Raw genomic sequence first — 25,831 nt, forward strand, 5'->3', positions numbered from 1 at the left:
CAATGGCAAGTTATGAATTGTCGGCTTTTGATCGCTTTAACGCCATTACGGTGGTGGGAGCGATTGAGCAGCAAACACCAGCAACTGTGAATGTTGGTTTCTGGGTGCGCGACCCAAATCAGTTTCTGATTTATCCCGATCAGGTTTCGGCGCATCCTCGCCATGATTTTTTATGGGAACAGACCTGCTTTGAAATTTTTGTGGGCGTGAAAGATGAAGATTTTTATCGTGAAATCAATCTCTCCCCCTCTCAGGCATGGCAGGCCTATCAATTTGAAGAATATCGCTTTCCAGAAGATATGCCGCCCGTGGCTGCCTATGATATTGAGTTGAACCATTTACAGCGTACCCACTATGGCTTAAATGTCAGTCTGGATTTGTCCCAGTTTATGCAGCAAAACAAATTAAAGTGGCCTGACCTGTATTTTGGCTTAACTGCAGTGTTAAATACCACTCAAGGCATGCATTACTTTGCAATGCAGCATAGCAGCCCTCAGGCCGATTTCCACAACAAACGGGACTGGCTACATCAGTTTTAACTTTTTTAATCACGTCTAAAAAACAAAAAGCGAGAATATCAATTCTCGCTTTTTTATTGGCAAGCGACTTACTTAGCTTGCACGCACCTTGTTCCAGGCTTCAACGGCCTGCTCTTTGGTACGCTTAAGGCTCTCGGTCAAAGTATCTTTGTGTTTTACTGAAATCTGGCTAATGTCATCTTTCAGTTCTTTGCTGACTTTGCTCAAGTCTTCAACTAAAGTGTTTAATTCAGCTTTCAAAGCATTTTTGAATTCAACTAAATCGTCTTGAGACAAATTGAACTGCGCCTTGATCACTTCAATACGCTGTAAAATATCTTGCTTGATTTGTGCAAACTGATTTTGAACAGCATCATTCAGTTCTTTTGCTTCAGCTTCAATTTTTTCTTGAGTTTCAGCAATCACTTCTTTCGCTTGTTCCTGAGTTTCAGCAATCACTTCTTTTGCTTTCGCTGTTTGCTCTGCAACCACTTCTTTTACTTCAGCGGTTTTTTCAGCAACGACTTCTTTCGCTTTTGCAGTTTTCTCAGCAACAGCTTCTTTTACTTCAGCCGTTTTTTCTGCGACAACTTCTTTCGCTTTCGCAGTTTTTGCTACTACAGCTTCTTTCACATCTTCAGCTACAGGTGTTGTAGTTTGATTCTCGGCCATGTTCATTCCCCTCTCATTGATTGTTTCTTTTCGGCTAAATATAAGATAATGCTGTTTCTACTCAAAGCCTCAAAAAATTGTTAGACAATTTGCATAATATCTCATGAGATCTTTATCAGAATGACTCATTTTGTAATAAACACCTGTCCATTTAAACTTATAAAAGAAAAACACCAATTCCTGACTTTAATAGACAAAACACATAGACTTTTCATGTCCTCATGCGTATAATGCGCTGTTAAGTTACAAGCGAGCAGACTGGAAGGAGGGGCATGTTTTTAAAGACAGCCTACCTTTTTTTATGTCTTCTCGCTTTTTTACAGCCCTATTTTTGTGGTTTTAGTTCAGGAGCTTTGGTTTGAGCACCCCCGCCATTTTAGCCCTCGCAGATGGAACGGTCTTTAAAGGAACGTCTATCGGTGCATCGGGTAGTACGACTGGTGAAGTCGTTTTTAATACCGCCATGACTGGTTATCAGGAAATCTTGACTGATCCAAGTTACGCACAGCAACTTGTGACGCTGACTTATCCTCATATTGGAAATACTGGCTGTAATAGTGAAGACGTTGAATCAGGCCGCATCCATAAGGTATGGGCAAACGGTTTAATTATTCGTGATCTTCCTTTATTACACAGCAATTTCCGTGCTGAACAATCGCTGAGCGAATACCTTGAACAACACAATGTTGTTGCCATCGCTGATATTGATACGCGTAAATTGACACGTATTTTACGTGACAAAGGCGCGCAAAACGGTTGCATCCTTGCTGGCGAAAATATCACTGAAGAAGAGGCCATTGCGAAAGCGCGTGCCTTCGGTGGTTTAAATGGTTTAGACCTTGCAAAAGAATGCTGTGATCCTGAAGGCTTTGAATGGACTGAAGGTTCCTGGGCTTTAGGTCAAGGCTTTGCTCAACCTGAATTTAAATTTCATGTCGTTGCATACGATTATGGTGTCAAAACCAACATCTTACGTATGCTCGCAGACCGTGGTTGTAAATTAACAGTTGTTCCTGCACAAACTCCTGCGGAGAAAGTGCTCGCGTTGAATCCAGATGGCGTGTTCTTGTCAAATGGTCCTGGTGATCCAGCAGCATGTGACTATGCGATTGAAGCAGTAAAAACGATTGTTGAAACCACAACTTTACCTGTATTTGGTATTTGTTTAGGTCACCAAATTTTAGCACTTGCTTCTGGCGCGAAGACCATGAAAATGAATCATGGTCATCACGGTGCAAACCATCCTGTACAAAATCTTGAGAATGGTACAGTGATGATTACTTCTCAAAACCACGGCTTTGCTGTCGATGAGAGTACTTTACCTGCGAACTTAAAAGTGACACATCGTTCACTGTTTGATGGTACAAACCAAGGTATTCATCGCACTGACAAACCAGCATTCAGCTTCCAAGGTCACCCTGAAGCAAGCCCTGGTCCACATGACTGTGCTCCATTGTTCGATCATTTCATCGAACTTATTGAAGCATCTAAGAAGTAATTAAGGAGCGAGTAATGCCTAAACGTACGGATATTAAAAGCATCTTAATTATTGGTGCAGGTCCAATTGTGATCGGTCAAGCATGTGAGTTTGACTACTCAGGTGCGCAAGCATGTAAAGCACTTCGTGAAGAAGGCTATCGTGTTATTTTGGTGAACTCTAACCCAGCAACCATTATGACTGACCCTTCAATGGCGGATGCAACGTATATCGAGCCAATCACTTGGCAGACTGTTGCTCAAATCATTGAAAAAGAACGCCCAGATGCAGTCCTCCCAACGATGGGCGGTCAAACTGCATTGAACTGTGCACTTGCATTAGATGCCAACGGTGTTTTAGAGAAATACAATGTTGAGTTGATTGGTGCGTCAAAAGAAGCGATTGAAAAAGCAGAAGATCGTAAACTGTTTGACATCGCCATGCGTAAAATCGGCTTAGAGTGTCCTCGTGCCGATGTTGCAGAAAGTATGGAACATGCACTGGAAATTCAGTCGCGTTTCGGCTTCCCAGTGATCATTCGTCCATCATTCACGATGGGTGGTTCTGGTGGCGGTATTGCGTACAATAAAGAAGAATTTATTGAAATCTGCGAACGTGGTTTCGATCTTTCTCCAACTAAACAATTATTGATTGATGAATCACTGATTGGCTGGAAAGAGTACGAAATGGAAGTTGTTCGTGACAAAAACGACAACTGTATTATCGTATGTGCGATTGAAAACTTTGACCCAATGGGCGTACACACAGGTGACTCAATCACTGTTGCCCCTGCGCAAACATTGACAGATAAAGAATATCAAATCATGCGTAATGCATCAGTTGCTGTTCTGCGTGAAATCGGTGTTGAAACAGGTGGTTCAAACGTTCAGTTCGGTATTAACCCGAAAGATGGTCGTATGGTTGTGATCGAGATGAACCCTCGTGTTTCTCGTTCATCTGCGCTTGCCTCTAAAGCAACAGGTTTCCCAATTGCGAAAATCGCGGCAAAACTTGCGGTTGGCTATACCCTTGATGAATTGAAAAATGACATCACTGGTGGTATCACGCCTGCAAGCTTTGAACCAGCGATTGACTATGTTGTAACCAAGATTCCTCGCTTCAACTTCGAAAAATTCCCGCAAGCTGAGCCTGTATTGACGACTCAGATGAAATCTGTGGGCGAAGTCATGGCAATTGGTCGTAACTTCCAAGAATCCGTTCAAAAAGCGCTTCGTGGTCTTGAAGTCGGTGTTAGTGGCTTTGATGAAAAAATCGAAGTTGGTACGGCTAATGCCAAAGACATCATCTTAAAAGAACTTAAAGTTCCAGGCCCTGAGCGTATTTGGTATGTAGCTGACGCATTCCGTCACGGTTTCTCATTAGATGACGTATTCGAAGCAACTAAGATTGACCGTTGGTTCTTGATCCAAATCGAAGACATCGTTAAAACTGAAGCTCAAGTAAAAACTTTAGGCTTTGGCGATTTAAATGCTGATAATATTCGTTCATTCAAACGCAAAGGTTTATCTGACCTGCGTATTGCTGACTTGATGGGTATTTCACAAAAGCAATTCCGTAAACAACGTTGGAACTTGGGTGTCTATCCAGTTTATAAACGTGTTGATACTTGTGCTGCCGAATTCGAATCTGGCACAGCTTACATGTACTCAACTTACGACGAAGAATGTGAAGCAAATCCATCGAACCGTGACAAAATCATGGTGATTGGTGGTGGTCCAAACCGTATTGGTCAAGGGATCGAGTTTGATTACTGCTGTGTACACGCTGCGCTTGCCATGCGTGATGACGGTTATGAAACCATCATGGTGAACTGTAACCCTGAAACAGTTTCAACTGACTATGACACTTCAGATCGTTTATACTTCGAACCTGTAACACTTGAAGATGTACTTGAAATCGTACGTACAGAGAAGCCTAAAGGCGTGATCGTACAGTACGGTGGTCAAACACCATTAAAATTGGCGCGTGCTTTAGAAGAAGCAGGTACACCGATCATTGGTACATCTCCTGATGCGATTGACCGTGCAGAAGACCGTGAACGTTTCCAACAAATGATTCAACGTCTACAGCTTCGTCAACCAAACAACAGCATCGTTAAATCTGCTGAAGAAGGTATTTCAGAAGCAGCGAAAGTGGGTTATCCACTGGTTGTTCGCCCATCTTATGTATTGGGTGGTCGTGCAATGGAAATCGTTTATAACGAAGATGAGCTAAAACGTTACCTTCGTGAAGCAGTTCAAGCTTCAAATGAAGCCCCTGTCCTGTTAGACCGTTTCCTTGATGATGCAACTGAAGTGGACGTAGACTGCGTATCTGATGGTAAAGACGTTGTGATTGGCGGTATCATGCAGCACATCGAACAAGCAGGGATTCACTCAGGTGACTCAGCATGTTCAATTCCTCCTTACTCACTTTCACAAGAAGTTCAGGATGAAATGCGTCGCCAAACTGTTGCAATGGCAAAAGAACTTGGCGTAATCGGCTTGATGAACGTTCAGTTTGCAGTAAAAGGCAACGACATTTATGTACTCGAAGTGAACCCACGTGCATCACGTACAGTTCCTTTCGTTTCTAAATGTATTGGTGAGTCTTTAGCAAAAGTTGCGGCACGTTGTATGGCTGGTCAATCTTTAGAATCTCAAGGATTCACCAAAGAGATCATCCCGACTCACTTTGCAGTAAAAGAAGCTGTATTCCCATTTGCTAAATTCCAAGGCGTTGATCCAATGCTTGGGCCTGAGATGAAATCTACAGGCGAAGTAATGGGTGTAGGTCAAACTTTCGGTGAAGCATTCTACAAAGCAGTACTTGGTTCAAACGAACGTTTACCAGGCTTGCCAACAGAAGGCGAAGTGAAGCATGCGTTCTTATCAGTTCGTGAATCAGATAAGAAATACATTGCCAATATTGCTAAACAATTAATCGAATATGGCTTCAAACTTGTTGCGACTAATGGCACACATCGTGTTCTGAAAGAAGCAGGCATTGAGTGTGAAGCTGTCAATAAAGTCACTGAAGGTCGTCCACATATTGTAGACCGCTTGAAAAATGGTGAGATTCATCTTATTGTCAATACAACTGAAGGCAAACAAGCTCAATACGACTCTGCCATGATTCGTCGTGCTGCCCTACAAGGTAAAGTGTATTACACTACGACAATTAATGGTGCTGAGGCTGTTTGCCAAGCATTTTCTGTGAAATTGCCAATGGATGTATACCGCTTGCAAGATTTACAAACTGTAGGTTAATTCTTTACTGATAAGTCCCGTCACCTTATCGGTGGCGGGCTTTTTCTTTTTTTAATCCTGTATTTTCCCAACCAATTTAGAGGGACTGAAATGCAACGTTATCCTATGACTCCTGAAGGCAAGGTTGCCTTAGAGAAAGAATTACAACAGCTAAAAACAGTGGATCGCCCACGTATTATCCAAGCGATCGCGGAAGCTCGTGAGCACGGTGATTTAAAGGAAAATGCTGAATATCACGCTGCACGTGAACAGCAAGGTTTTTGTGAAGGTCGTATTCAGGATATCGAAGGCAAACTGGGTGCAGCTCAAGAGATTGATGTCAAAACACTTGAACAAAACGGTCGTGTTGTGTTTGGTGTTACTGTAACCATCGAAAACTTAGACACTGAAGAACGTAAAACTTATAAAATCGTAGGTGATGATGAAGCAGATTTTAAAATCAATAAAATCTCAGTGAACTCACCGATTGCCCGTGGTCTTTTAGGTAAAAACGAAGGTGACGAAGCAAAAATTCAAACACCACAAGGTGAAGTTGAATACGAAATCGTCAGTGTGGAATATATTTAATTCCAAGTCTTTAGCCCCTCTATTTGAGGGGTTTTTCTTCTCAAGATACTCGGTGGAAATTCAATGGACTCATCTTTGATCAACTCCCCTGTTAAACATTGGTGTGAATTCGAATTTATTTCCAAAACAGTAAAAAATCCAAATATCCATATCAAAGGTAATTATTCTTATTATTCTGCTTATTGGGATCAGGGCTTTGAACGTTGTGTGGTACGTTATCTACATGACAAACCTGCTACACCTGAGAAACCAATTGATCAACTGCATATTGGCAATTTTGTCTGTTTTGGTGCTGAATGCGTGATTATGATGGGTGGCAATCAATTACACCGTCCTGATTGGATTTCGACCTTCCCTTTTGACACCCGTAGTTTCTTGCCTGCTGGTGATACCGTGATTGCCGATGGTTGCTGGATTGGTAGCCGCGCCATGATTATGCAGGGAGTAAAATTGGGTGAAGGTGCTATCGTGGCAACAGGTGCTGTGGTCACCCAAGATGTACCGCCCTATGCAATTGTTGCTGGTGTTCCAGCCAAAGTGATAAAATATCGTTTTCCTGAACAAGACATCGAAAAACTGCTTTCCCTCAAATTGTATGACTTAGATGAAAAGCAAATTTTAAAAATGCGTGAACAATTGCAGACGGATCAACTCGTAGAGTTATGTTCATATTTAGACCAAAGTCTATAATCTTTCCAAATCTAATATTCACCTTAATATTTAAAAAAAAGATTATTTTTCAATGGATTGAATAATTAAAAACTGCTTTAACATTTAATTATTCTTATAAAATTACTAGGTTTTATTATGCTACTAATAAGTTTAATATGAAAACATAGATCTTATCTTAAACAAAAATTTAGAAACAACTCAAAGTGTAATAATAAGGAGTAATAACTATGTCTTATCAAAAAATCTTGGTTGCAATTGATGACTCTGAAATCTCCGATAATGTCATTCAACAAGCGGCTCAACTTGCAAAAGCCCTAAATAGTGAAATCACTGTTGTTGAAGTGATGACCTTAGACCCATATTTGGCAGATGCATACCTTAGACTCGGTCAAAGTAATGAATTGATTGAACGTGTTCGTAGCTATGTACAAGAAAATTTAACGAAAGCGGAAAAAAAATTTGAAGCTTTAGGACTGACAGTCGCAACTCAAGTGTTGGAAGGCTTCTCTGTAAATGGGGAAATTATCAGTGCTGCACAGAACTTAGGTGCTGATCTGATTATTATGGGATCACACGGTCGGACTGGTTTTAAAAAATTTATCTTAGGCAGCGTAGCTCAGAAAGTGTTGGGTGAAAGCCATATCCCTGTTTTGGTTGTACGTTAAATATTCTGATTTTTAGTTTTAGAAAACATCGCAACCCTTATGAAACCTTAAGTTTCATAAGGGTTATTTTTTGATTATTGAGTTTTTAATTCAGTAGATTTTGCTTTTTGTAAAACTTCTTTTGGTAACTCAGTCGTAAAAACAATCGTCAGTGACTGTGTATTTGCTTGAATGTTTTCTTTCTTAAGATCATTCAGTACACCATTGGTATCTTTAGCACTTAAGGGCTTTTTTGCACAAAGATTTGAAATGCAAAGCCCCCTAACTGAGCTAAATTTAAGGCGTAACTTGGGTAAGTAGGTCGACCTAATTCCGCAAATCTGTTGAGGACTGCTACGCGTGCATGAATCTCATTCACTTGGCTATCAAAGTTCCTTTAGCAGAGTTTATCGCCTAATAATTTAAGAACAAATATTCATCGTTTTTACTTAAAAGTATCACATTGATTGATATCTCCAGATTTCAGACCTTGCTGAAACCAGTGCATTCGTTGTTCACTACTGCCATGTGTGAAACTATCGGGAACAACCTGACCTGTAGCTCTACGTTGCAAATAATCATCGCCAATTTTCTCGGCAGCATCCATTGCTTCTTCAATATCACCCTGTTCTAAAAATTGAGTGCGTTGTTGATTCTGATGCGCCCAAATACCAGCAAAACAATCCGCCTGTAATTCTAAGCGGACAGAAAGCTGATTTCCTTGTGTTTGGCTAGCTTGTGCACGTGCTTGCTGTACTTGACCAGAGATGCCCAATAGATTTTGAATATGATGCCCGACTTCATGCGCAATAACATAAGCCTGTGCAAAATCCCCTGCTTGATCTTGACGAGAAAGTTCTGTCTGATTCTGCTCACCAGAAATACCCATTTGCTGGCGCATATCTTTAAAGAAAGCAGTATCGATATAAACTTTTTGATCAGCAGGACAATAAAACGGCCCCATCGCTGCTTGTGCCCTACCACAAGCTGATTTATCGACACCGCTAAACAAAACTAAGCGTGGTGGCGTGTAAGTCATGCCAAGTTTTTGAAAAATCGGCATCCAAGTATCTTCTGTATCCGCAAGAATAGTTCCAACAAAATCACTTGCCTCTTTCTGTTCAGCAGTTAAATTTTGTGGCGCAACACCCTGTTGTGAAGACTGAGCACTGGTAACCGCTTGAGTTGCTTGATAGGCTTGTTGTGGATCTACTCCAAAAAACTTCCACGCAACAAATGCAACGATCAAACCTATAATACTGATACCACCTGCTTTTGCTCCGCCACCACCACGACGGTCTTCAACATTGGTACTGACACGACGACCTTTCCAACGCATATTAACCTCACATATGATAATGATGGTGATTGAGCATTTTATTTATGCAGATGCTTTTGACCAAAATTTTTGAATAAGCATAACAACCATTAATACAACAGCACCTGCAATAAAGCCGATTCCTAGATTAATCAAAGTTGGTGTTAAGGCACCGATAATTGAACCAAAACTTGGAATCAACTCTAAATGGTCAACAGTTTCTTCAGTAAAATGATGTAATAAAGGAACTGTATGCGAAATAATTCCACCACCTACCAAAAACATTGCAACCGTTCCAACAATAGATAATGTTTTCATTAGAATAGGAGCAAATGCGAGTAGACCACGACCTATTTTATTTTTAAACGCAGATGCTTGCTGTGTTAAATATAAGCCTAAATCATCAATTTTCACAATCATTGCAACAAAACCATAAACACCTACGGTCATTACGATTGCAATCACACTTAATACAGTCACTTTAGTCATAAATGCTGCTGTTGCAACTGTACCTAACGAAATCACCACAATTTCAGCAGATAAAATAAAATCGGTACGAATCGCACCTTTTACCTTTTCTTTTTCAAACTTGTCTAAATCTATTTCGATCTGTTCCAAGCTTTCATTGGCTTCCTCAGCTGTTTTTGCTTTTTTATGCTGGAGCATGTGTACAACTTTTTCTACTCCTTCATAACATAGAAATAAGCCGCCAATCATTAATAAAGGATTGATTAACCAAGGTGCAACCACACTAATCAGTAATGCTAATGGAACCAAGATAAGTTTATTAACGAAAGAACCCTTAGCAACTCCCCATACCACAGGCAACTCTCGATCTGCACGTACACCACTGACTTGCTGCGCGTTTAGAGCTAAATCATCACCCAACACCCCTGCTGTTTTTTTTGCAGCCATCTTACTCATTACCGCAACATCATCTAAAATCGTTGCAATATCATCGAGTAATAACAATAATCCACTCGCCATTTTTATTTCCCAGTTTGTATTTATTTCGCTATTGTAGAATTCTTCAATAAATTCACAACATTATTTTAAGAAAAAGTTTAAGCAATCGCTGACGAAAAAATTTTATTTCCCGTACAATAATATCAATCTTTATATTTATGAAACTACTGAATCTTGGAATATATCATGAGTAATGCTGATCAACGTCCAATCATCTTGACAGGCGACCGCCCTACTGGACAACTTCATCTTGGACACTTTGTTGGCTCATTACGCTCTCGTGTTGGTTTACAAGACAGTCATCATCAACACCTTTTATTAGCAGATGCTCAAGCACTCACTGATAATGCTGATAATCCAGATAAAGTCCGTAACAATATTCTTCAAGTTGCATTAGATTATTTGGCAGTTGGTATTGATCCAACCAAAACAACGATCTGTGTCCAATCATGCTTGCCTGCTCTCAATGAACTGACCATGCTCTATCTGAATTTTGTGACAGTTGCTCGTTTAGAACGCAATCCAACCATTAAGTCAGAAATTCAAATGCGTGGTTTTGAACGAGATATTCCTGCTGGCTTTTTATGTTATCCAGTGGCTCAAGCAGCAGACATTACCGCATTTAAAGCGACTGTAGTACCTGTTGGCGAAGATCAAATCCCAATGATTGAACAAACCAATGAGGTTGTACGTCGCGTTAACCGCCAAATTGGTCATGACTTATTACCTGAATGTAAGGCGCTGTTATCCAATATGGGACGTTTGCCAGGTTTTGATGGTAAAGCAAAAATGTCTAAATCTTTAGGCAATACTATTGTGCTGAATGCTTCTGATAAAGACATTAAAAAAGCAGTCAACGCAATGTATACCGATCCAAATCACTTAAGAATTGAGGATCCAGGTCAAGTCGAAGGTAATATTGTATTTACTTACCTTGATGCGTTTGATCCAAATAAAGAAGAAATCGAAGAACTAAAAGCGCATTACCGCCGTGGTGGTTTGGGTGATGGGACAGTTAAAAAACGTTTAGAGGGTGTACTCAAAGAATTGATCCTGCCGATTCGTGAACGCAGAGCTGAACTTGAAAAAGATCCTGATTATATTATGGACATTTTAAAACATGGTACAGATAAATGCCGTGACATTACTCAGCAAACATTAGATGAAGTGAAAAGTGGATTAGGTTTATTTAAATTTTAATTTACGTTACTTTTATCGCAAAAAAGCCTAGTATTTAGGCTTTTTTTATTTAACCATTTGATTTGAGTTCAATTTAAGAACTTTTAACACCCGTCTAAAACTAACAATTTTTGTCACATATTAACATCCCTTAACACCCATTAACACTAGTTTACATGAATACCTATGAACTCTGTCAGGTTTTTTTGTACTATAGCCAAGTAGATCAGTAAACACTAATCTCATGATATTTCTCCTTTCAACCGAAACTGTTTCTGCAGATTCGTTGTTCACGCAATGACTACCCCAATCATTGCGTTTTTTTATGCCTATTTCTCGATTGTGAAAACATGTAAGTTTTTAGCAATAAAAAGTTAATTATAGCGGTCTAGCTGATTTTTTGATCTATGATAATTTTTCAATAACTACCACACACTGAGAGAGATTATTATGTCCATTGCTAAAGTCGTCGAAGTTAATTCTAGCAGCAACAAAAGCTTTGAAGATGCAATTCAAACTGGGATTACTAAAGTCACTGAAACGGTCAAAAATGTTCAAGGTGCTTGGATCAACGAGCAGAAAGTAGTGATCAAAGACAATAAAATTACTGAATATCGCGTGAATTTAAAAATTAGTTTCCTTGTTGAATAAAAAGATTTTATCTTTTAAAAATCCCCGTTTGGGGATTTTTTTATAGTGACAATGTCGACAATATTTGATCATCAAAAATGATCAAACAGATTATAAAATTATCTTTTATTCATCTGCCAGAGCATAGCAATCAGAACGATTTAAGTTGAAATTCCCCCCCATTCGCTTTACTCTTATAACTGTTTTATTTTTATAAAAATTTTATTAATTATCTCAAAAAGATATAAGAGTAATGCAAATGATATGGGACTTATTAATCCATCCATCAAATATTGTTTTTAGCATTTCATTAATGCTATGCCTATTTATAGGTGCTCTAGAATTAATTTTATTATTATTTGGCGGTAGTAGTAGTTTCATTGATCAATTTTTACCAGACAGTCTAGTTGATGTTGATCATGCCGATATTTCTATTGAACATACTAACGGTATTTTTACTCAGCTTTTAGAGTGGCTTTATCTAGGAAAAGTTCCTCTTCTCATTTGGTTAATTATCTTTTTAACAGTCTATTCACTCACAGGTCTCATTATTCAGGATATTTTTTTCCACTTAACCGAGCATTATTTATCTGCTTGGATCATTGCTCCTATGTGTTTATTTTTATGTATGCCACTAGTGAGAACAAGTGCAGCATTGATCAGTAAAATTATTCCAAAAGATGAAACCACAGCCATTCATAGTGATGAACTGATTGGTCGTACAGCACAAATTATTTTAGGACAAGCCACACAAAACTCCCCTGCTCAAGCTAAAGTAAAAGATCAATTCGGTCAAACCCATTATGTCTTGGTTGAACCTGAGTTAGATATTATTTTTTACCAAGGGCAAGATGTGATTTTAACCCAAAGAACAAAAATTGGATTCCAAGCAATTACTGCTTAATTTATATATTAATTTAATGAGGGATTTTAAATGTTGAGTTCAGCATTGACTGAAATTTTAATCATCACCGGTATTATTTTTGCAGCACTCATTTTTATCGGCGTCGTGATTGCTCGCCTATATACCCGTTCCAGTAAAGAAGTGTCCTTTGTACGAACAGGTTTTGGAGGTGAAAAAGTTATTCTGAACGGAGGAGCAATTGTCCTCCCTGTTTTACATGAAATTATTCCTGTGAATATGAATACGCTGCGCCTCGAAGTTAAACGGGCAGCAGATCAAGCACTGATCACTCGTGATCGTATGCGTGTCGATGTCATGGCTGAATTCTATGTTCGAGTCAAACCTACTGGTGAATCAATTGCAACGGCAGCCCAAACATTAGGTCGAAAAACCATGTCACCTCAAGAATTGAAAGACTTGGTTGAAGGCAAATTTGTTGACTCTTTACGTGCTGTTGCTGCTGAGATGGCAATGGAAGAACTGCATGAAAAACGTGTGGACTTTGTACAAAAGGTTCAGCAAGTCGTTTCTGAAGATTTATCTAAAAATGGTTTAGAACTTGAAACAGTGTCATTGACTGGTTTAGACCAGACCAGTTTTAAATTTTTTAATCCACAAAATGCCTTCGATGCAGAAGGTTTAACCAAACTAACTGAAACCATCGAAGATCGTCGTAAAAAACGTAACGACATTGAGCAGGATGCTGATCTGGCGATTCGTGCGAAAAATCTGCAAGCTGAACAGGCAAGACTACAAATTTCTCGTGAAGAGGAATATGCCAAGCTACAGCAGGAACGTGAAATTTCAATTCGCAAGGCCGAACAAAGTGCTGAAATTGCTGCTCAGGAAGCGGCTAAAAAGCGTGAAGCAGAAGAAGCCCGTATTGCTGCTGAACGTGAAGTTGAAATCAAACGTATTGCTTCGGCTCGTGATGTCGAAAATGAAAATATTCAAAAAGCACAATTGATTCAAAAAGCGCAAGTTGAGCAAAAGAAAACCATTGAATTGGCTGAACAAGACCGTGCCATTGCCATTGCTGAAAAATCTCGCGCTGAATCAGAAGCCAAAGCCCAAGCAGATAAAGCCCGTGCCGAAGCCGTAAAAGCCGAAGAAGAAGTTGTAACGGTACGTGAAACACAACGTGCTGAACGTCAAAAAGCGGTTGAACTGGTTGCAGCCAAACAGACTGCTGAAAAAGAAGCAATTGCTATCACTGTCGCAGCAGATGCAGGTAAAAAAGCCGCTGCTGATGAAGCGGAAGCTGTGCGTATTGCTGCTGAAGCAGATGCTGAAAAAATTCGCTTAAAAGCGAAAGGTGAAGCCGATGCTAAAATATTGCTTGCCCAAGCTTTAGAGAAACAATATCAGGTTGATGCAGAAGGTGCTCGTGCAGTGAATGAAGCCGCCAATACTCTTTCTGCTGAACAGGTAGAAATGCAAGTTCGTTTGGCACTATTAAAGCATTTACCAGAGATCATTCGTGAAAGTGTTAAACCAATGGAAAACATTGATGACATCAAGATTTTACAGGTGAATGGTTTAAGTAGCTTTGCAGGTGGTTCTGCATCAGGTGAAACAATAGAAAGTAGTCAAACTTCTTTGTCTGATCAGGTTGTGAATAGCGCCCTACGTTACCGTTCACAAGCACCGTTAATTGATAGCTTAATGAGTGAGTTAGGTTTACAAGGCGGTGATATCAATGGTTTAACTCAAGGGTTGAAACCTAAAGCTGAATAAGTATTTTCGATCTATTAAGAGTCTTAGTAATAAGGCTCTTTTTTATGAAAATCAAAAACTTGATCAATAAAAAACCCCAATATTTCTATTGGGGTTTTTTTAAAGATTAAAATCTAACGTATTACGCCAAACCTTTCTCTTTTAGCACTTGCAACATAGTAGAACCTAGCTCAGCTGGGCTACGCGTGTAAGCCATTCCCGCACGTTCAAATGCAGCGAATTTCTCTTCAGCAGTACCTTGACCACCAGAAATGATCGCACCAGCATGACCCATACGCTTACCTTTAGGCGCAGTTACACCAGCGATGTAACCGACTACAGGCTTAGTCACGTTAGATTTGATGAATTCAGCAGCTTCTTCTTCCGCTGTACCACCGATCTCACCGATCATGATGATTGCATCAGTATCCGGATCGTCTTGGAACAATTGAAGCGCTTCAATCTGATTCATACCCGGAATTGGGTCACCACCAATACCGATACAAGTCGACTGACCTAAACCAAGCTTAGTTGTTTGAGCAACAGCTTCATAAGTCAATGTACCTGAGCGTGAAATGATTCCGATACGACCTGGTTGGTGAATGTGACCCGGCATAATACCAATCTTACATTCACCAGGAGTGATCACGCCTGGGCAGTTAGGACCAACTAAACGAGTACCGTTACCGTTAGTTTCTAAGTAGCGTTTCGCTTTAAGCATGTCGATGGTTGGAACACCTTCAGTGATCACAACGATTAAACCAACACCTGAGTCAACAGCTTCAACGATTGAGTCTAAAACGAATGGTGCTGGTACATAGATGACAGATGCATCCGCATTTGTTTCACGTACCGCTTCTTTCATCGTGTTGAATACTGGTAGGTCAAGGTGAGTTGTACCACCCTTACCCGGAGTAACACCACCAACAACTTTTGTACCGTAGTCTAAAGCTTGTGCAGAGTGGAAAGTACCGTTTTTACCAGTAAAACCTTGTACCAATACTTTAGTGTCTTTATTAATTAATACGCTCATGATTGATACTCCTTACGCTTTCACTGCAGCTACAACTTTTTCTGCGGCATCAGATAAACCGTTCGCAGAAATTAATTTCAAACCAGATTCATCAAGTAATTTCGCACCTAACTCAGCGTTGTTACCTTCTAAACGAACAACAACTGGTACAGTTACATTTACTTCTTGAACCGCTGCAATAATCGCTTCAGCAATCATGTCACAACGTACGATACCACCGAAGATGTTGATTAAAACACCTTGAACAGACGTATCAGCAAGAATGATTTTGAACGCTTCGATTACGCGCTCTTTGGTTGCACCGCCACCAACGTCAAGGAAGTTTGCAGGCTGACCACCATAAAGTTTGATGATGTCCATCGTTGCCATTGCAAGACCAGCACCGTTGACCATACAACCAATGTTACCTTCTAGAGCAACATAGTTAAGATCAAATTCAGATGCTTTTAATTCACGCTCATTCTCTTGAGATTTATCACGTAAAGCAGCAACTTCTGGTAAACGGTATAACGCATTTGAGTCAATGCCTACTTTTGCATCAACACACAAAATTTCACCATTTTCACGTACTGAAAGTGGGTTAATTTCAAATAAAGCAAAATCATTTTCTACAAATGCTTGATATGCAGCTGTCATGATTTTAACAAATTGACTGATTTGTTTATCTTTTAATGCTAATTTAAATGCAACTTCACGTGCTTGGAATGGTTGTAAGCCAACAAGTGGATCGACTTCAACTTTAATAATTTTTTCAGGTGTTTCTTCTGCAACTTTCTCGATTTCTACACCACCTTCGGTAGAAGCCATGAAAGTAATACGACGGCTAGAACGGTCGACAACCGCACCCAAATAAAGCTCACGCTCAACTGGATATACATCTTCAGCAACAATAATACTATTTACTGGTTGGCCATTTGCATCTGTTTGATAGGTTACAAGACGCGTACCAATAATATTGTTTGCAAATTCGATAACATCTTCTTTTGATTTCGCAACTTTTACACCGCCAGCCTTACCACGACCACCAGCATGAACTTGTGCTTTCATTACAGCAAATTTACCACCAAGCTGTTCAAACGCAGCAACGGCTTCATCTGCATTTGTTGCCAAGATACCTTCCTGTACTGGCATACCATATTTTTTCAATAATGCTTTAGCTTGATATTCATGTAAGTTCATTCAGTTACCTACTATGTAGTTTATTGTCATACAGTCTAGATATATTATAAATTATAGACTGTTACAAGTTGAGTAAATGATTGTTTTTATTTCAACCATCATTAATTAAAAAGTGTGGCGAACCACACTTATTTTGTTATTTACGTTTACGTTGAATCGCGTGGATGGCACGACCATCAACAGCAAGCGCGGCTTCATGTACAACTTCTGAGAAAGTTGGATGACCAAAAGTCATTAATTGTAGGTCTTCAATTGAAGATACAAATTCAAGTGCGATCATACCTTGATGTACGATATCAGATGCATTTGGACCCACAACGTGCATACCTAATAAACGGTCAGTTTTTGCATCAGCAACGAACTTCACAAAACCAGCAGTATCACCAGCAGCCAACGCACGACCATTCACCGCAAACGGGAATTGACCTGCTTTAACTTCGTGACCTTTTTCAGCGGCTTGTTCTTCAGTTAAACCAACCCAAGCAGCTTCTGGATGTGTATAGATAACGCTAATGATCGTGTCATAGTTCACTTGAGCAGCATGACCGTGTATACGTTCAACTGCCATTACGCCCTCTTCCATTGCTTTATGAGCAAGCATTGGACCGCGTACCAAGTCACCAATCGCGTAAACCCCTTCAACAGATGTTTGGCACTGATCATTCACATCAACCAAACCACGTTCAGTCAATTTAATGCCAGAATCTTCTGCCAATAAACCTTCTGCATATGCCTTACGACCTACACATACGATTAACTTGTCAAAAACTTGTTCTTTATCTTCGCCAGCCTGGTTATATTTAACCGTTACTTCGCGACCATTGGTTTCAGCACCAGAAACTTTTGCACCGATACGGATATCTAAACCTTGTTTTTTCAAGATTTTTTGATATTCCTTCGCCAATGCTTTGTCTGCCATTGGTAAGAAAGCATCTAATGCTTCAAACACAACAACTTCTGAACCAAGGCGACGCCATACAGAACCAAGCTCTAAACCGATAACACCTGCACCAATCACACCAAGACGTTTAGGAACTTCTGGGAATTTTAATGCACCAGTAGAATCAACAATTAAGTCTTCATCAACTGGAGCGACTGGAATATTGACAGGTACAGAACCAGTCGCAAGAATGACATATTTAGGTTCTAAAACCTGTACTTCACCTTCAAACGGTGTGAATTCTACTTTTTTACCTGCAAGTAATTTACCCGTACCTTGTAACCACTCGATACCATTACCTTTTAGTAATTGAGCAACACCACCCGTCAATTGATCTACAACTTTGTCTTTACGTGCCAACAAAGTATCTAAATCAAATTTAACTTCACCAGTGGTGATACCGTGTTCAGCAAGCTCATGAATTGTTGCTTCATAACGGTGAGAAGAGTCAAGCAATGCTTTAGATGGGATACAGCCCACATTTAGACAGGTACCACCTAAAGATGGCTTACCGTTGTGAATACGTTTTTCGATACAAGCAACTTTGAAACCAAGCTGAGCGGCACGAATCGCCGCTTCATAACCACCAGGCCCACCGCCTATGACAACAAGATCAAACTGTTGAGACATTTTTCTATTCCTTAAATCTCCCCCTAACCCCCTCTTTGCAAAGAAGGGAAATACCGTGACTGGTAGCCCCCCTTTATCAAAGGGGGATTTAGGGGGATTTAAATATGTTAAAGATCAAGAATGAGTTTAGCTGGCTCTTCTAACAATTCCTTGATTGTTACCAAGAAACCTACAGCTTCCTTACCATCAATTAAACGGTGGTCATAAGAAAGCGCTAAATACATCATTGGCAAGATTTCAACTTGACCATTCACCGCCATAGGACGTTCCTGGATTTTATGCATACCCAAAATCGCAGTTTGTGGCTGGTTTAAAATAGGCGTTGAAAGCAATGAACCGAATGTACCACCATTGGTAATGGTGAATGTACCACCCGTCATTTCCTCAATTGACAACTTGCCTTCACGCGCTTTCGCAGCATAGCCAGCAATGCCATTCTCAACTTCAGCGTAATTCATACGGTCAGTATCACGGAGAATTGGCACAACCAGACCACGGTCAGAAGAAACCGCTACACCAATGTCGTAGAAACCGTGATAAACGATATCATCACCATCAATCGATGCATTAACCGCTGGATAACGTTTTAACGCTTCAGTGGCAGCCTTAACAAAGAAAGACATAAAGCCTAAACGCGCACCATGACGCTTTTCAAAAGCATCTTTATATTGCTTACGCATTTCCATGATTGGCTTCATGTTCACTTCGTTGAACGTGGTTAACATTGCAGTTTGTTGTGTAGCCGCCAATAAACGCTCAGCAACACGCTTACGTAAACGTGTCATTGGAACACGTTTTTCAATACGCTCGCCTACAGCAACGCTTAATGGTTGAACTGACGCAGCAGGTTTAGCCTGATGGCTAGCAACATCTTCTTTGGTGATGCGGCCACCACGACCTGTACCCTGTACATCAGCAGCATTGATGCCTGTTTCAGACAATGCTTTACGTACAGCAGGAGCCTGATCCTGCACAGGAACAACTGGCGCCGCACCTGCTTCTGTGTTTGCAACAGCCTGCTCCACGTGGGCAGGTGCCGCACTTTGTACCGCTTGCGTATCGGCAGCACCAGAAACAGCGCCTGCTTCAAACTGAGCAATCACTTCGTCAGAAAGAACTGTATCGCCTTCACCTTTGATGATTGCAACTAAGCTACCATCAGCTGGAGCAACCACTTCTAAAACAACTTTATCGGTTTCAATGTCACAGATCACTTCATCACGTGATACAGGTTCACCTACTTTCTTGTGCCAAGTTGCGATCGTACCGTCAGCAACTGACTCTGGAAATACCGGTGCTTTAATTTCGGTTGCCATTATTTAGAATCTCCTGATTGTTCAACTTCAATCGCAAGTGCGTCATTGATAAGCTGAGCTTGTTGTTTTGCATGCAAGTATGGCGAGCCACAAGCAGGTGCGGCAGATGCGTCACGACCAGCATAGCTAATACGAATTTGTTTACCTGATTTAAGAACGTCTTCATATAAACGAGGAACGATAAATAACCAAGCACCTTGGTTCTTCGGCTCTTCTTGTGCCCAAACAAGTTCTTGAATGTTTGGATACTGAGCCATAACCTCAGCTAAGCGTTGTTCTGGGTATGGATACAATTGTTCGATACGAACGATCGCAATATGGTTTAGACCAAGCTCACGACGTTTTTCGAGTAAATCGTAATAAACCTTACCACCACAAAGAACTAAACGAGTCACATCAGCTTTATTGATTTGATCAACTTCATCAATCACGGTTTGGAATGAACCGTTTGCTAATTCATCTAAAGTTGAAGTCGCAAGTTTATGACGGAGTAATGATTTTGGTGACATTACAATCATTGGCTTACGAATCGGACGAACCGCTTGACGACGCAATGCATGGAAAATCTGTGCTGGTGTTGTCGGTGTCATCACTTGCATATTGTCTTCAGCACAAAGCTGTAAGAAACGCTCTAAACGTGCAGATGAATGCTCTGGACCTTGGCCTTCATAACCGTGTGGTAACAACATGGTTAGACCACACACACGCTCCCACTTGGTTTCACCCGAAGCGATAAATTGGTCAATAACAACTTGTGCACAGTTTGCGAAGTCACCGAATTGAGCTTCCCAAACGATTAAGCTTTTTGGCAATGTCGTTGAATAGCCGTATTCAAATGCAAGCACTGCTTCTTCTGACAACAAAGAGTCATAGACCGCAGTACGAGGCTGATTTTCTTTAATATGGCAAAGTGGAATATAAACCGAACCATCGACTTGGTTATGTAATTTGGCATGACGGTGCGAGAATGTACCACGCCCCACATCTTCACCCGTGATACGCACAAGGAAGCCATCGTCAAGCAAAGATGCATAAGCTAAAGTTTCTGCAGCACCCCAATTGAGTGGCATTTCACCTGTTTGCATCTTCACACGATCTTCGATCACTTTCTGAACTTGACGTTGTAATACAAAACCTTCTGGTAATGTATTCATTTTCAAACCAAGTTCTTTTAGACGATCGATGCTAAAAGTTGTATCCCAAATATCTGTGTATTCATGACCTAAATATGGCGACCAATCTACAAACATTTTTTTGTTTGGTTCACGAACTAAAGCATTGGCAACATGATTACCTGCTTCTAAGTCAGAGCGATAACCTTCAACCATGGCATCAGCACTTGCACGATCAAGCACTTTTTCTTGAACCAATTGATCAGCATACAACGTACGTGTTGTTGCTTTCTTGTTGATCACTTGATACATCAATGGTTGAGTTGCAGATGGTTCATCCGCTTCGTTATGACCACGACGACGGTAGCAGAACAAGTCTAAGATGACATCTTTACGGAAAGTATGACGGAAATCATGTGCAAGCTGAGTTACGAAAATCACAGCTTCAGGATCATCACCATTCACATGGAAAATCGGCGCCTGAATCATCTTCGCAACGTCAGTACAATACTCTGTAGAACGTGTATCGCGCGGATCAGAAGTTGTGAAGCCCACTTGGTTATTGATCACGATGTGAACGGTACCGCCCACTGTGTAACCACGTGTTTGTGACATTTGGAAGGTTTCTTGGTTTACACCTTGACCCGCAAATGCAGCATCACCATGTACAATCACTGGAAGAACGTCATCGCCGCCAATATCTTTACGACGAACTTGACGTGCACGAACCGAACCTTCAACAACTGGGCCAACGATCTCTAAGTGCGATGGGTTAAACGCCAATGCTAAGTGAACTTCGCCACCCGGAGTCATTACGTTTGAAGAGAAACCTTGGTGATACTTAACGTCACCAGAACCTTTTTTATGTAGGCTCTTGCCTTCAAATTCACCAAAAAGATCCGCTGGATTTTTACCCATGATGTTCACAAGAAGGTTGAGACGACCACGGTGTGGCATCCCGATCACAACTTCTTTACAACCGACACTGCCTGCACGTTGAATGATTTCATTCATCATTGGAATAAAAGACTCACCGCCTTCTACACCAAAACGTTTTGCACCAACGAATTTATTACCAAGATATTTCTCTAAGCCTTCCGCAGCGGTTAAACGCTCAAGAAAACCTTTTTTCTGATCATTGGTGTAATTGAATTTACCGCGAGCACCTTCCAAACGTTGTTGAATCCAACGCTTTTCTTTGGTATCAACGATATGCATATATTCTGCACCGATTGAAGAGCAGTAAATTGCTTCCATGGACTCAACCATTTCAGACAATGTCGCTTCTGCTTTACCAATCGCGAGGTTACCTGTATTAAATACAGTATCTAAATCAGATTTGGTTAAACCATGTGCAGATAAATCAAGATCTGGAACTTCTTCGCGTTTCGCAAGGCCTAATGGATCAAGTTTGGCTTTTTGATGACCACGGTTACGATAAGCAGCAATCAGTTGTAATACACCAATTTGACGACGCTCATGTTCTGTACTTACAGTGCTTTGTACAACAGGTTGAACTCGGTTTGAATTACGACCCAAAAGGAGGAATTGCTCGCGCACACTGCCGTGTGGTTGATCACCTTTAGGGTATTTATCGAAATATTCACGCCAATCCTCTGACACTGAGGTTGGAGAAGTTAGGTACTGTTCGTAAAGCTCTTCAATATACGCTGCACTATCAGCGGAAAGTTCAGTGTCAAGACGCAGTGCGTCAGCAACTTCTTGCATTTTTGGACCCATTTCCTATTGCAAAAAATAATACAGGTTGCCTTTTAAGCACACCCATGATTCATAGTATCAAATTGGTAACATGACACTACTACTCAAGATCATCCAACCTTGAGACATTATCACTACACATCAGGAGTATTCCTTTTGATGTAATAAATGAGCTATGCACTTTCAATTCAAAGCACATAACTCATCCTTATACTCGATGAAATCGAGCAATTTTTTGCAAACCATTTTAGAAAAATTAACAAAAATATTAACTTTTCTAAATTGACTTTAACCCAAACTATATCCATACAATTGGTAAGCATTAGAGCGATATAACATCAAGAATATGCTTATTTTTTGCTTCAGGTCGTGGCAGAAATCGTAACATGTTCTCATGTACGAATTGATTTTTTTGACACATACCATCTATAAAGCAGCGAAATACACATTCTTAATTATATTCTAATATACCGCCCTTTTTATAATTGTTGCACCCTTATCGACCAAAGTTAAAGATTTTCTACAATTCTTGCACAAACATTATGCAGAGCGCCTTAAAATAGATCATTCATTTTTCCTATTCATCCAAGTCATTTTTCTTAAGCTCAAAATTTATAAATTTCAACACTCAATAATATTTTTTAAGAACTCGATAATAACCCTTGCACCCCCAACACAAAAAAGGATTTAAACAAAATAAAAAAGGGAACTTTTAAAAAGTTCCCTTTTCACATGTCAGAAAACTGTATTAACCAGCTTGGTCTAACAACATATTACGAATGTGACCAATTGCCTTCGTCGGGTTTAAACCTTTAGGACAAACTGATACACAGTTCATGATCCCTTTACAACGGAACAAAGAGAATGGGTCGTCTAAACGAGCCAAACGCTCTTGTGTTGCCGTATCACGAGAGTCAATGATAAAGCGATATGCATTTAACAATGCAGATGGTCCGAGGAACTTATCAGGGTTCCACCAGAATGATGGGCATGATGTTGAACAACATGCACAAAGAATACATTCATATAGACCATCTAAGTGTTCACGGTCTGCTTGAGACTGTAAACGCTCTTTTGCTGGTGCAGGCTGATTGTTAATCAAGAACGGTTGAATCTTGTCATATTGATCATAGAACTGGTTCATGTCTACAACCAAATCTTTTACCACTGGTAAACCAGGTAAAGGACGGATCACAATCTTCTCTGGTAAATCGTTCAAGTTCCACAAGCACGCTAAACCATTTTTACCATTGATGTTCACACCATCCGAACCACAAATACCTTCACGGCAAGAGCGACGGAATGTTAATGACTCATCTTGCACTTTCAACGCAAGTAACGCATCAAGCAACATACGGTGCTTATCGGTTAACTCAAGTTTGAAAGTTTGCATGTACGGCGCTTTATCCTTATCAGGATCATAGCGGTAGATTTCGAATGTACGAGTACCTCTACTCATCTTTGTTCTCCCGATTAGAATGTACGTGGCTTAGGTTCAATTGCTTCAACCGTTAATGGGCTGAAACGTACCGGCTTATATTCAAGACGGTTGTCTGATGAATACCATAAAGTATGCTTCATCCACTCATCATCACGGCGACCGTATGAATAAGTTGGGTGATCAGGTGCTAACTCATAGTCAACAACTGTATGCGCACCACGACATTCTTTACGTGCAGCAGCAGAAATTAGAGTCGCCTTTGCAACTTCATACAAGTTTTCAACTTCCAATGCTTCAACACGTGCTGTGTTAAATACTTTAGATTTGTCTTTCAAATGAATGTTACGAACACGTGGCTCAATCGCAAGAATTTCTTTTACGCCTTTATCAAGCAATGCTTGAGTACGGAATACACCTGCGTGATCTTGTACGATGTCACGGATTGCATCAGCAACTTCTTGCGCGTTTTCACCCGTCGTTGAATCATCTAACTTACGAATACGCTTTAATGTATTTTCCAACACATCAGTCGGAAGCGGTTGATAGTCATCACCATGATGTTTAGTCACGTAGTCAATGATGTGTTCACCCGCTGCTTTACCAAATACAACAAGGTCAAGCAATGAGTTTGTACCTAAACGGTTTGCACCATGTACTGATACGCAAGAACATTCACCGATCGCATAGAAACCTTTTACTGGTTTCACATAGTCACGTGTACCTTTATAAGAATACTCTTTCGTATCTTTATCATAGTGCGCAGAGAATTCACCCTCTTCAACACCGTGTGGTACAACCACTTGACCATGAATATTCGTAGGAATACCACCCATTTGATAATGGATTGTTGGTACAACTGGAATTGGCTCTTTGGTACAGTCAACGTTTGCGAACTTCTTACCAATCTCAAATACAGATGGTAGACGTTTCATAATCGTTTCAGCACCCAAATGCGTCATATCTAACAAGATATAATCCGCCTTAGGACCACAACCACGACCTTCTTTAATTTCTTGGTCCATTGAACGTGATACGAAGTCACGTGGCGCCAAGTCTTTTAAAGTTGGAGCATAACGTTCCATGAATGGTTCGCCGTCTTTGTTACGAAGGATACCACCTTCACCACGACAACCTTCAGTTAACAATACGCCCGCACCCGCAACACCCGTTGGGTGGAATTGCCAGAATTCCATATCTTGTAATGGAATACCTGCGCGAGCAGCCATACCAAGACCGTCACCAGTGTTGATATAAGCATTTGTTGATGCACGATAAACACGACCAGCACCACCAGTTGCAAACAAAGTCGCTTTCGCTTGGAATACTGCAATGTTACCTGTTTCTTGGTCAATTGCGGTTACACCAAGAACATCACCTGCTTCGTTACGGATTAGGTCTAATGCAATCCATTCAACGTAAAACTGAGTACCCATTTTTACGTTACTTTGATACAAAGTATGAAGTAATGCATGACCTGTACGGTCAGCAGCAGCACACGCACGCGGTACAGCTTTTTCACCGTAGTTTGCAGAGTGACCACCAAATGGACGCTGATAGATCGTACCATCTTGGTTACGGTCAAACGGCATACCTAAGTGTTCAAGCTCATAAACAACTTTTGGCGCTTCACGTGTCATGAACTCGATTGCGTCCTGATCGCCTAACCAATCCGAACCTTTAACCGTGTCATAGAAGTGATAATGCCAGTTATCTTCTTGCATGTTACCTAACGATGCACCAATACCGCCTTGAGCAGCAACAGTATGCGAACGTGTCGGGAATACTTTGGTCAATACTGCAACTTTTAAACCAGCTTGAGCAAGTTGGTAAGAAGCACGCATACCAGAACCACCACCACCAACAATAACTGCATCGAAAGTGAGGTTTTGAATATTTGAATAATCTTCTTTAGGGTTAATTGCGCCCATG

20 protein-coding genes and 1 pseudogene are annotated in these 25,831 nt (G+C 40.5%); 10 read left to right on the forward strand and 11 right to left on the reverse strand.

The window, feature by feature from the left end:
- The first annotated feature begins 2 nt into the window (after positions 1–2).
- The gene (locus M5121_RS05505) at positions 3–539 is read left to right on the forward strand and encodes a DOMON-like domain-containing protein (protein ID WP_249570581.1); all 537 of its coding nucleotides are present in this window, start codon (positions 3–5) and stop codon (positions 537–539) included.
- A 72-nt stretch (positions 540–611) separates the two neighbouring features.
- Here the strand turns inward: M5121_RS05505 and M5121_RS05510 are convergent, their stop codons facing one another.
- On the reverse strand, positions 612–1,190 hold the full coding sequence (locus M5121_RS05510; protein WP_249570582.1) for a hypothetical protein: 579 nt from the start codon (positions 1,188–1,190) through the stop codon (positions 612–614).
- Between the two features lie 358 nt (positions 1,191–1,548).
- Here M5121_RS05510 and carA point away from each other — a divergent pair, with 358 nt between their 5' ends.
- From carA to M5121_RS05535, 5 genes are all read left to right on the forward strand, one after another.
- Positions 1,549–2,688, forward strand: coding sequence for a glutamine-hydrolyzing carbamoyl-phosphate synthase small subunit (carA, locus tag M5121_RS05515; RefSeq protein ID WP_249570583.1), 1,140 nt, complete (start codon positions 1,549–1,551; stop codon positions 2,686–2,688).
- 14 nt (positions 2,689–2,702) lie between these two features.
- The gene (gene carB / locus M5121_RS05520; protein ID WP_249570584.1) at positions 2,703–5,936 is read left to right on the forward strand and encodes a carbamoyl-phosphate synthase large subunit; all 3,234 of its coding nucleotides are present in this window, start codon (positions 2,703–2,705) and stop codon (positions 5,934–5,936) included.
- Positions 5,937–6,026: 90 nt separating this feature from the next.
- Positions 6,027–6,503, forward strand: a complete 477-nt coding sequence (gene greA / locus M5121_RS05525; RefSeq protein ID WP_249570585.1) for a transcription elongation factor GreA — start codon at positions 6,027–6,029, stop codon at positions 6,501–6,503.
- A gap of 63 nt (positions 6,504–6,566) precedes the next feature.
- Positions 6,567–7,193, forward strand: coding sequence for a CatB-related O-acetyltransferase (locus tag M5121_RS05530; protein WP_005161724.1), 627 nt, complete (start codon positions 6,567–6,569; stop codon positions 7,191–7,193).
- A 209-nt stretch (positions 7,194–7,402) separates the two neighbouring features.
- Positions 7,403–7,840, forward strand: a complete 438-nt coding sequence (locus tag M5121_RS05535) for a universal stress protein (RefSeq protein ID WP_046738777.1) — start codon at positions 7,403–7,405, stop codon at positions 7,838–7,840.
- Positions 7,841–8,116: 276 nt separating this feature from the next.
- Here the strand turns inward: M5121_RS05535 and M5121_RS05540 are convergent.
- The 3 genes and pseudogenes from M5121_RS05540 to M5121_RS05550 form a co-directional block, all read right to left on the reverse strand.
- Positions 8,117–8,246, reverse strand: a pseudogene (locus M5121_RS05540) (IS5/IS1182 family transposase); the annotation flags it as partial.
- Between the two features lie 18 nt (positions 8,247–8,264).
- Positions 8,265–9,158 carry a KPN_02809 family neutral zinc metallopeptidase gene (ypfJ, locus tag M5121_RS05545; RefSeq protein ID WP_249570586.1) on the reverse strand — a complete coding sequence of 298 codons (894 nt, stop codon included), beginning with the start codon at positions 9,156–9,158 and terminating at the stop codon, positions 8,265–8,267.
- 42 nt (positions 9,159–9,200) lie between these two features.
- Positions 9,201–10,124 (reverse strand): DUF808 domain-containing protein, encoded by a 924-nt coding sequence (locus M5121_RS05550; protein ID WP_005214095.1) that lies wholly within the window; start codon positions 10,122–10,124, stop codon positions 9,201–9,203.
- A gap of 165 nt (positions 10,125–10,289) precedes the next feature.
- Between M5121_RS05550 and trpS the strand changes: the two genes are divergently transcribed.
- The 4 genes from trpS (at position 10,290) to M5121_RS05570 (ending at position 14,553) form a co-directional block, all read left to right on the forward strand.
- Positions 10,290–11,303: a tryptophan--tRNA ligase gene (gene trpS, locus M5121_RS05555; RefSeq protein WP_004664430.1), complete on the forward strand. Its 1,014-nt coding sequence runs from the start codon at positions 10,290–10,292 to the stop codon at positions 11,301–11,303.
- Positions 11,304–11,732: 429 nt separating this feature from the next.
- Positions 11,733–11,933: a dodecin family protein gene (locus M5121_RS05560; RefSeq protein WP_249570587.1), complete on the forward strand. Its 201-nt coding sequence runs from the start codon at positions 11,733–11,735 to the stop codon at positions 11,931–11,933.
- Between the two features lie 238 nt (positions 11,934–12,171).
- Positions 12,172–12,816, forward strand: coding sequence for a YqiJ family protein (locus M5121_RS05565; protein WP_178882410.1), 645 nt, complete (start codon positions 12,172–12,174; stop codon positions 12,814–12,816).
- Positions 12,817–12,846: 30 nt separating this feature from the next.
- Complete coding sequence (locus tag M5121_RS05570; RefSeq protein WP_249570588.1) at positions 12,847–14,553, forward strand: flotillin family protein; 1,707 nt, start codon at positions 12,847–12,849, stop codon at positions 14,551–14,553.
- 121 nt (positions 14,554–14,674) lie between these two features.
- Here the strand turns inward: M5121_RS05570 and sucD are convergent, their stop codons facing one another.
- The 7 genes from sucD to sdhA form a co-directional block, all read right to left on the reverse strand.
- Positions 14,675–15,565 (reverse strand): succinate--CoA ligase subunit alpha, encoded by an 891-nt coding sequence (gene sucD / locus M5121_RS05575; RefSeq protein WP_003655479.1) that lies wholly within the window; start codon positions 15,563–15,565, stop codon positions 14,675–14,677.
- A gap of 12 nt (positions 15,566–15,577) precedes the next feature.
- On the reverse strand, positions 15,578–16,744 hold the full coding sequence (sucC, locus tag M5121_RS05580) for an ADP-forming succinate--CoA ligase subunit beta (protein WP_005161739.1): 1,167 nt from the start codon (positions 16,742–16,744) through the stop codon (positions 15,578–15,580).
- Positions 16,745–16,880: 136 nt separating this feature from the next.
- The gene (gene lpdA / locus M5121_RS05585; RefSeq protein WP_087536945.1) at positions 16,881–18,314 is read right to left on the reverse strand and encodes a dihydrolipoyl dehydrogenase; all 1,434 of its coding nucleotides are present in this window, start codon (positions 18,312–18,314) and stop codon (positions 16,881–16,883) included.
- 107 nt (positions 18,315–18,421) lie between these two features.
- Positions 18,422–19,630, reverse strand: a complete 1,209-nt coding sequence (gene odhB / locus M5121_RS05590) for a 2-oxoglutarate dehydrogenase complex dihydrolipoyllysine-residue succinyltransferase (protein WP_249570589.1) — start codon at positions 19,628–19,630, stop codon at positions 18,422–18,424.
- On the reverse strand, positions 19,630–22,470 hold the full coding sequence (locus M5121_RS05595; RefSeq protein WP_005161748.1) for a 2-oxoglutarate dehydrogenase E1 component: 2,841 nt from the start codon (positions 22,468–22,470) through the stop codon (positions 19,630–19,632). Before M5121_RS05595 ends, odhB begins: the two co-directional genes overlap by 1 nt.
- A 739-nt stretch (positions 22,471–23,209) precedes the next feature.
- Positions 23,210–23,920, reverse strand: coding sequence for a succinate dehydrogenase iron-sulfur subunit (locus tag M5121_RS05610; RefSeq protein ID WP_005161752.1), 711 nt, complete (start codon positions 23,918–23,920; stop codon positions 23,210–23,212).
- A gap of 14 nt (positions 23,921–23,934) precedes the next feature.
- Positions 23,935–25,830, reverse strand: coding sequence for a succinate dehydrogenase flavoprotein subunit (sdhA, locus tag M5121_RS05615; RefSeq protein WP_249570590.1), 1,896 nt, complete (start codon positions 25,828–25,830; stop codon positions 23,935–23,937).
- Position 25,831: the final 1 nt, after the last annotated feature.

The organism is Acinetobacter sp. ANC5681 (assembly GCF_023488045.1).
Taxonomy (GTDB): Bacteria; Pseudomonadota; Gammaproteobacteria; order Pseudomonadales; family Moraxellaceae; genus Acinetobacter.

What these genes read in the sequence shown, in the direction of transcription:
- M5121_RS05505 (WP_249570581.1), top strand. Translation starts at nt 3, where the DNA reads ATGGCAAGTTATGAATTGTCGGCTTTTGATCGCTTTAACGCCATTACG.
- M5121_RS05510 (WP_249570582.1), bottom strand. Translation starts at nt 1,190, where the DNA reads ATGGCCGAGAATCAAACTACAACACCTGTAGCTGAAGATGTGAAAGAA.
- carB (WP_249570584.1), top strand. Translation starts at nt 2,703, where the DNA reads ATGCCTAAACGTACGGATATTAAAAGCATCTTAATTATTGGTGCAGGT.
- greA (WP_249570585.1), top strand. Translation starts at nt 6,027, where the DNA reads ATGCAACGTTATCCTATGACTCCTGAAGGCAAGGTTGCCTTAGAGAAA.
- M5121_RS05530 (WP_005161724.1), top strand. Translation starts at nt 6,567, where the DNA reads ATGGACTCATCTTTGATCAACTCCCCTGTTAAACATTGGTGTGAATTC.
- M5121_RS05535 (WP_046738777.1), top strand. Translation starts at nt 7,403, where the DNA reads ATGTCTTATCAAAAAATCTTGGTTGCAATTGATGACTCTGAAATCTCC.
- ypfJ (WP_249570586.1), bottom strand. Translation starts at nt 9,158, where the DNA reads ATGCGTTGGAAAGGTCGTCGTGTCAGTACCAATGTTGAAGACCGTCGT.
- M5121_RS05550 (WP_005214095.1), bottom strand. Translation starts at nt 10,124, where the DNA reads ATGGCGAGTGGATTATTGTTATTACTCGATGATATTGCAACGATTTTA.
- trpS (WP_004664430.1), top strand. Translation starts at nt 10,290, where the DNA reads ATGAGTAATGCTGATCAACGTCCAATCATCTTGACAGGCGACCGCCCT.
- M5121_RS05560 (WP_249570587.1), top strand. Translation starts at nt 11,733, where the DNA reads ATGTCCATTGCTAAAGTCGTCGAAGTTAATTCTAGCAGCAACAAAAGC.
- M5121_RS05565 (WP_178882410.1), top strand. Translation starts at nt 12,172, where the DNA reads ATGATATGGGACTTATTAATCCATCCATCAAATATTGTTTTTAGCATT.
- M5121_RS05570 (WP_249570588.1), top strand. Translation starts at nt 12,847, where the DNA reads ATGTTGAGTTCAGCATTGACTGAAATTTTAATCATCACCGGTATTATT.
- sucD (WP_003655479.1), bottom strand. Translation starts at nt 15,565, where the DNA reads ATGAGCGTATTAATTAATAAAGACACTAAAGTATTGGTACAAGGTTTT.
- sucC (WP_005161739.1), bottom strand. Translation starts at nt 16,744, where the DNA reads ATGAACTTACATGAATATCAAGCTAAAGCATTATTGAAAAAATATGGT.
- lpdA (WP_087536945.1), bottom strand. Translation starts at nt 18,314, where the DNA reads ATGTCTCAACAGTTTGATCTTGTTGTCATAGGCGGTGGGCCTGGTGGT.
- odhB (WP_249570589.1), bottom strand. Translation starts at nt 19,630, where the DNA reads ATGGCAACCGAAATTAAAGCACCGGTATTTCCAGAGTCAGTTGCTGAC.
- M5121_RS05595 (WP_005161748.1), bottom strand. Translation starts at nt 22,470, where the DNA reads ATGCAAGAAGTTGCTGACGCACTGCGTCTTGACACTGAACTTTCCGCT.
- M5121_RS05610 (WP_005161752.1), bottom strand. Translation starts at nt 23,920, where the DNA reads ATGAGTAGAGGTACTCGTACATTCGAAATCTACCGCTATGATCCTGAT.
- sdhA (WP_249570590.1), bottom strand. Translation starts at nt 25,830, where the DNA reads ATGGGCGCAATTAACCCTAAAGAAGATTATTCAAATATTCAAAACCTC.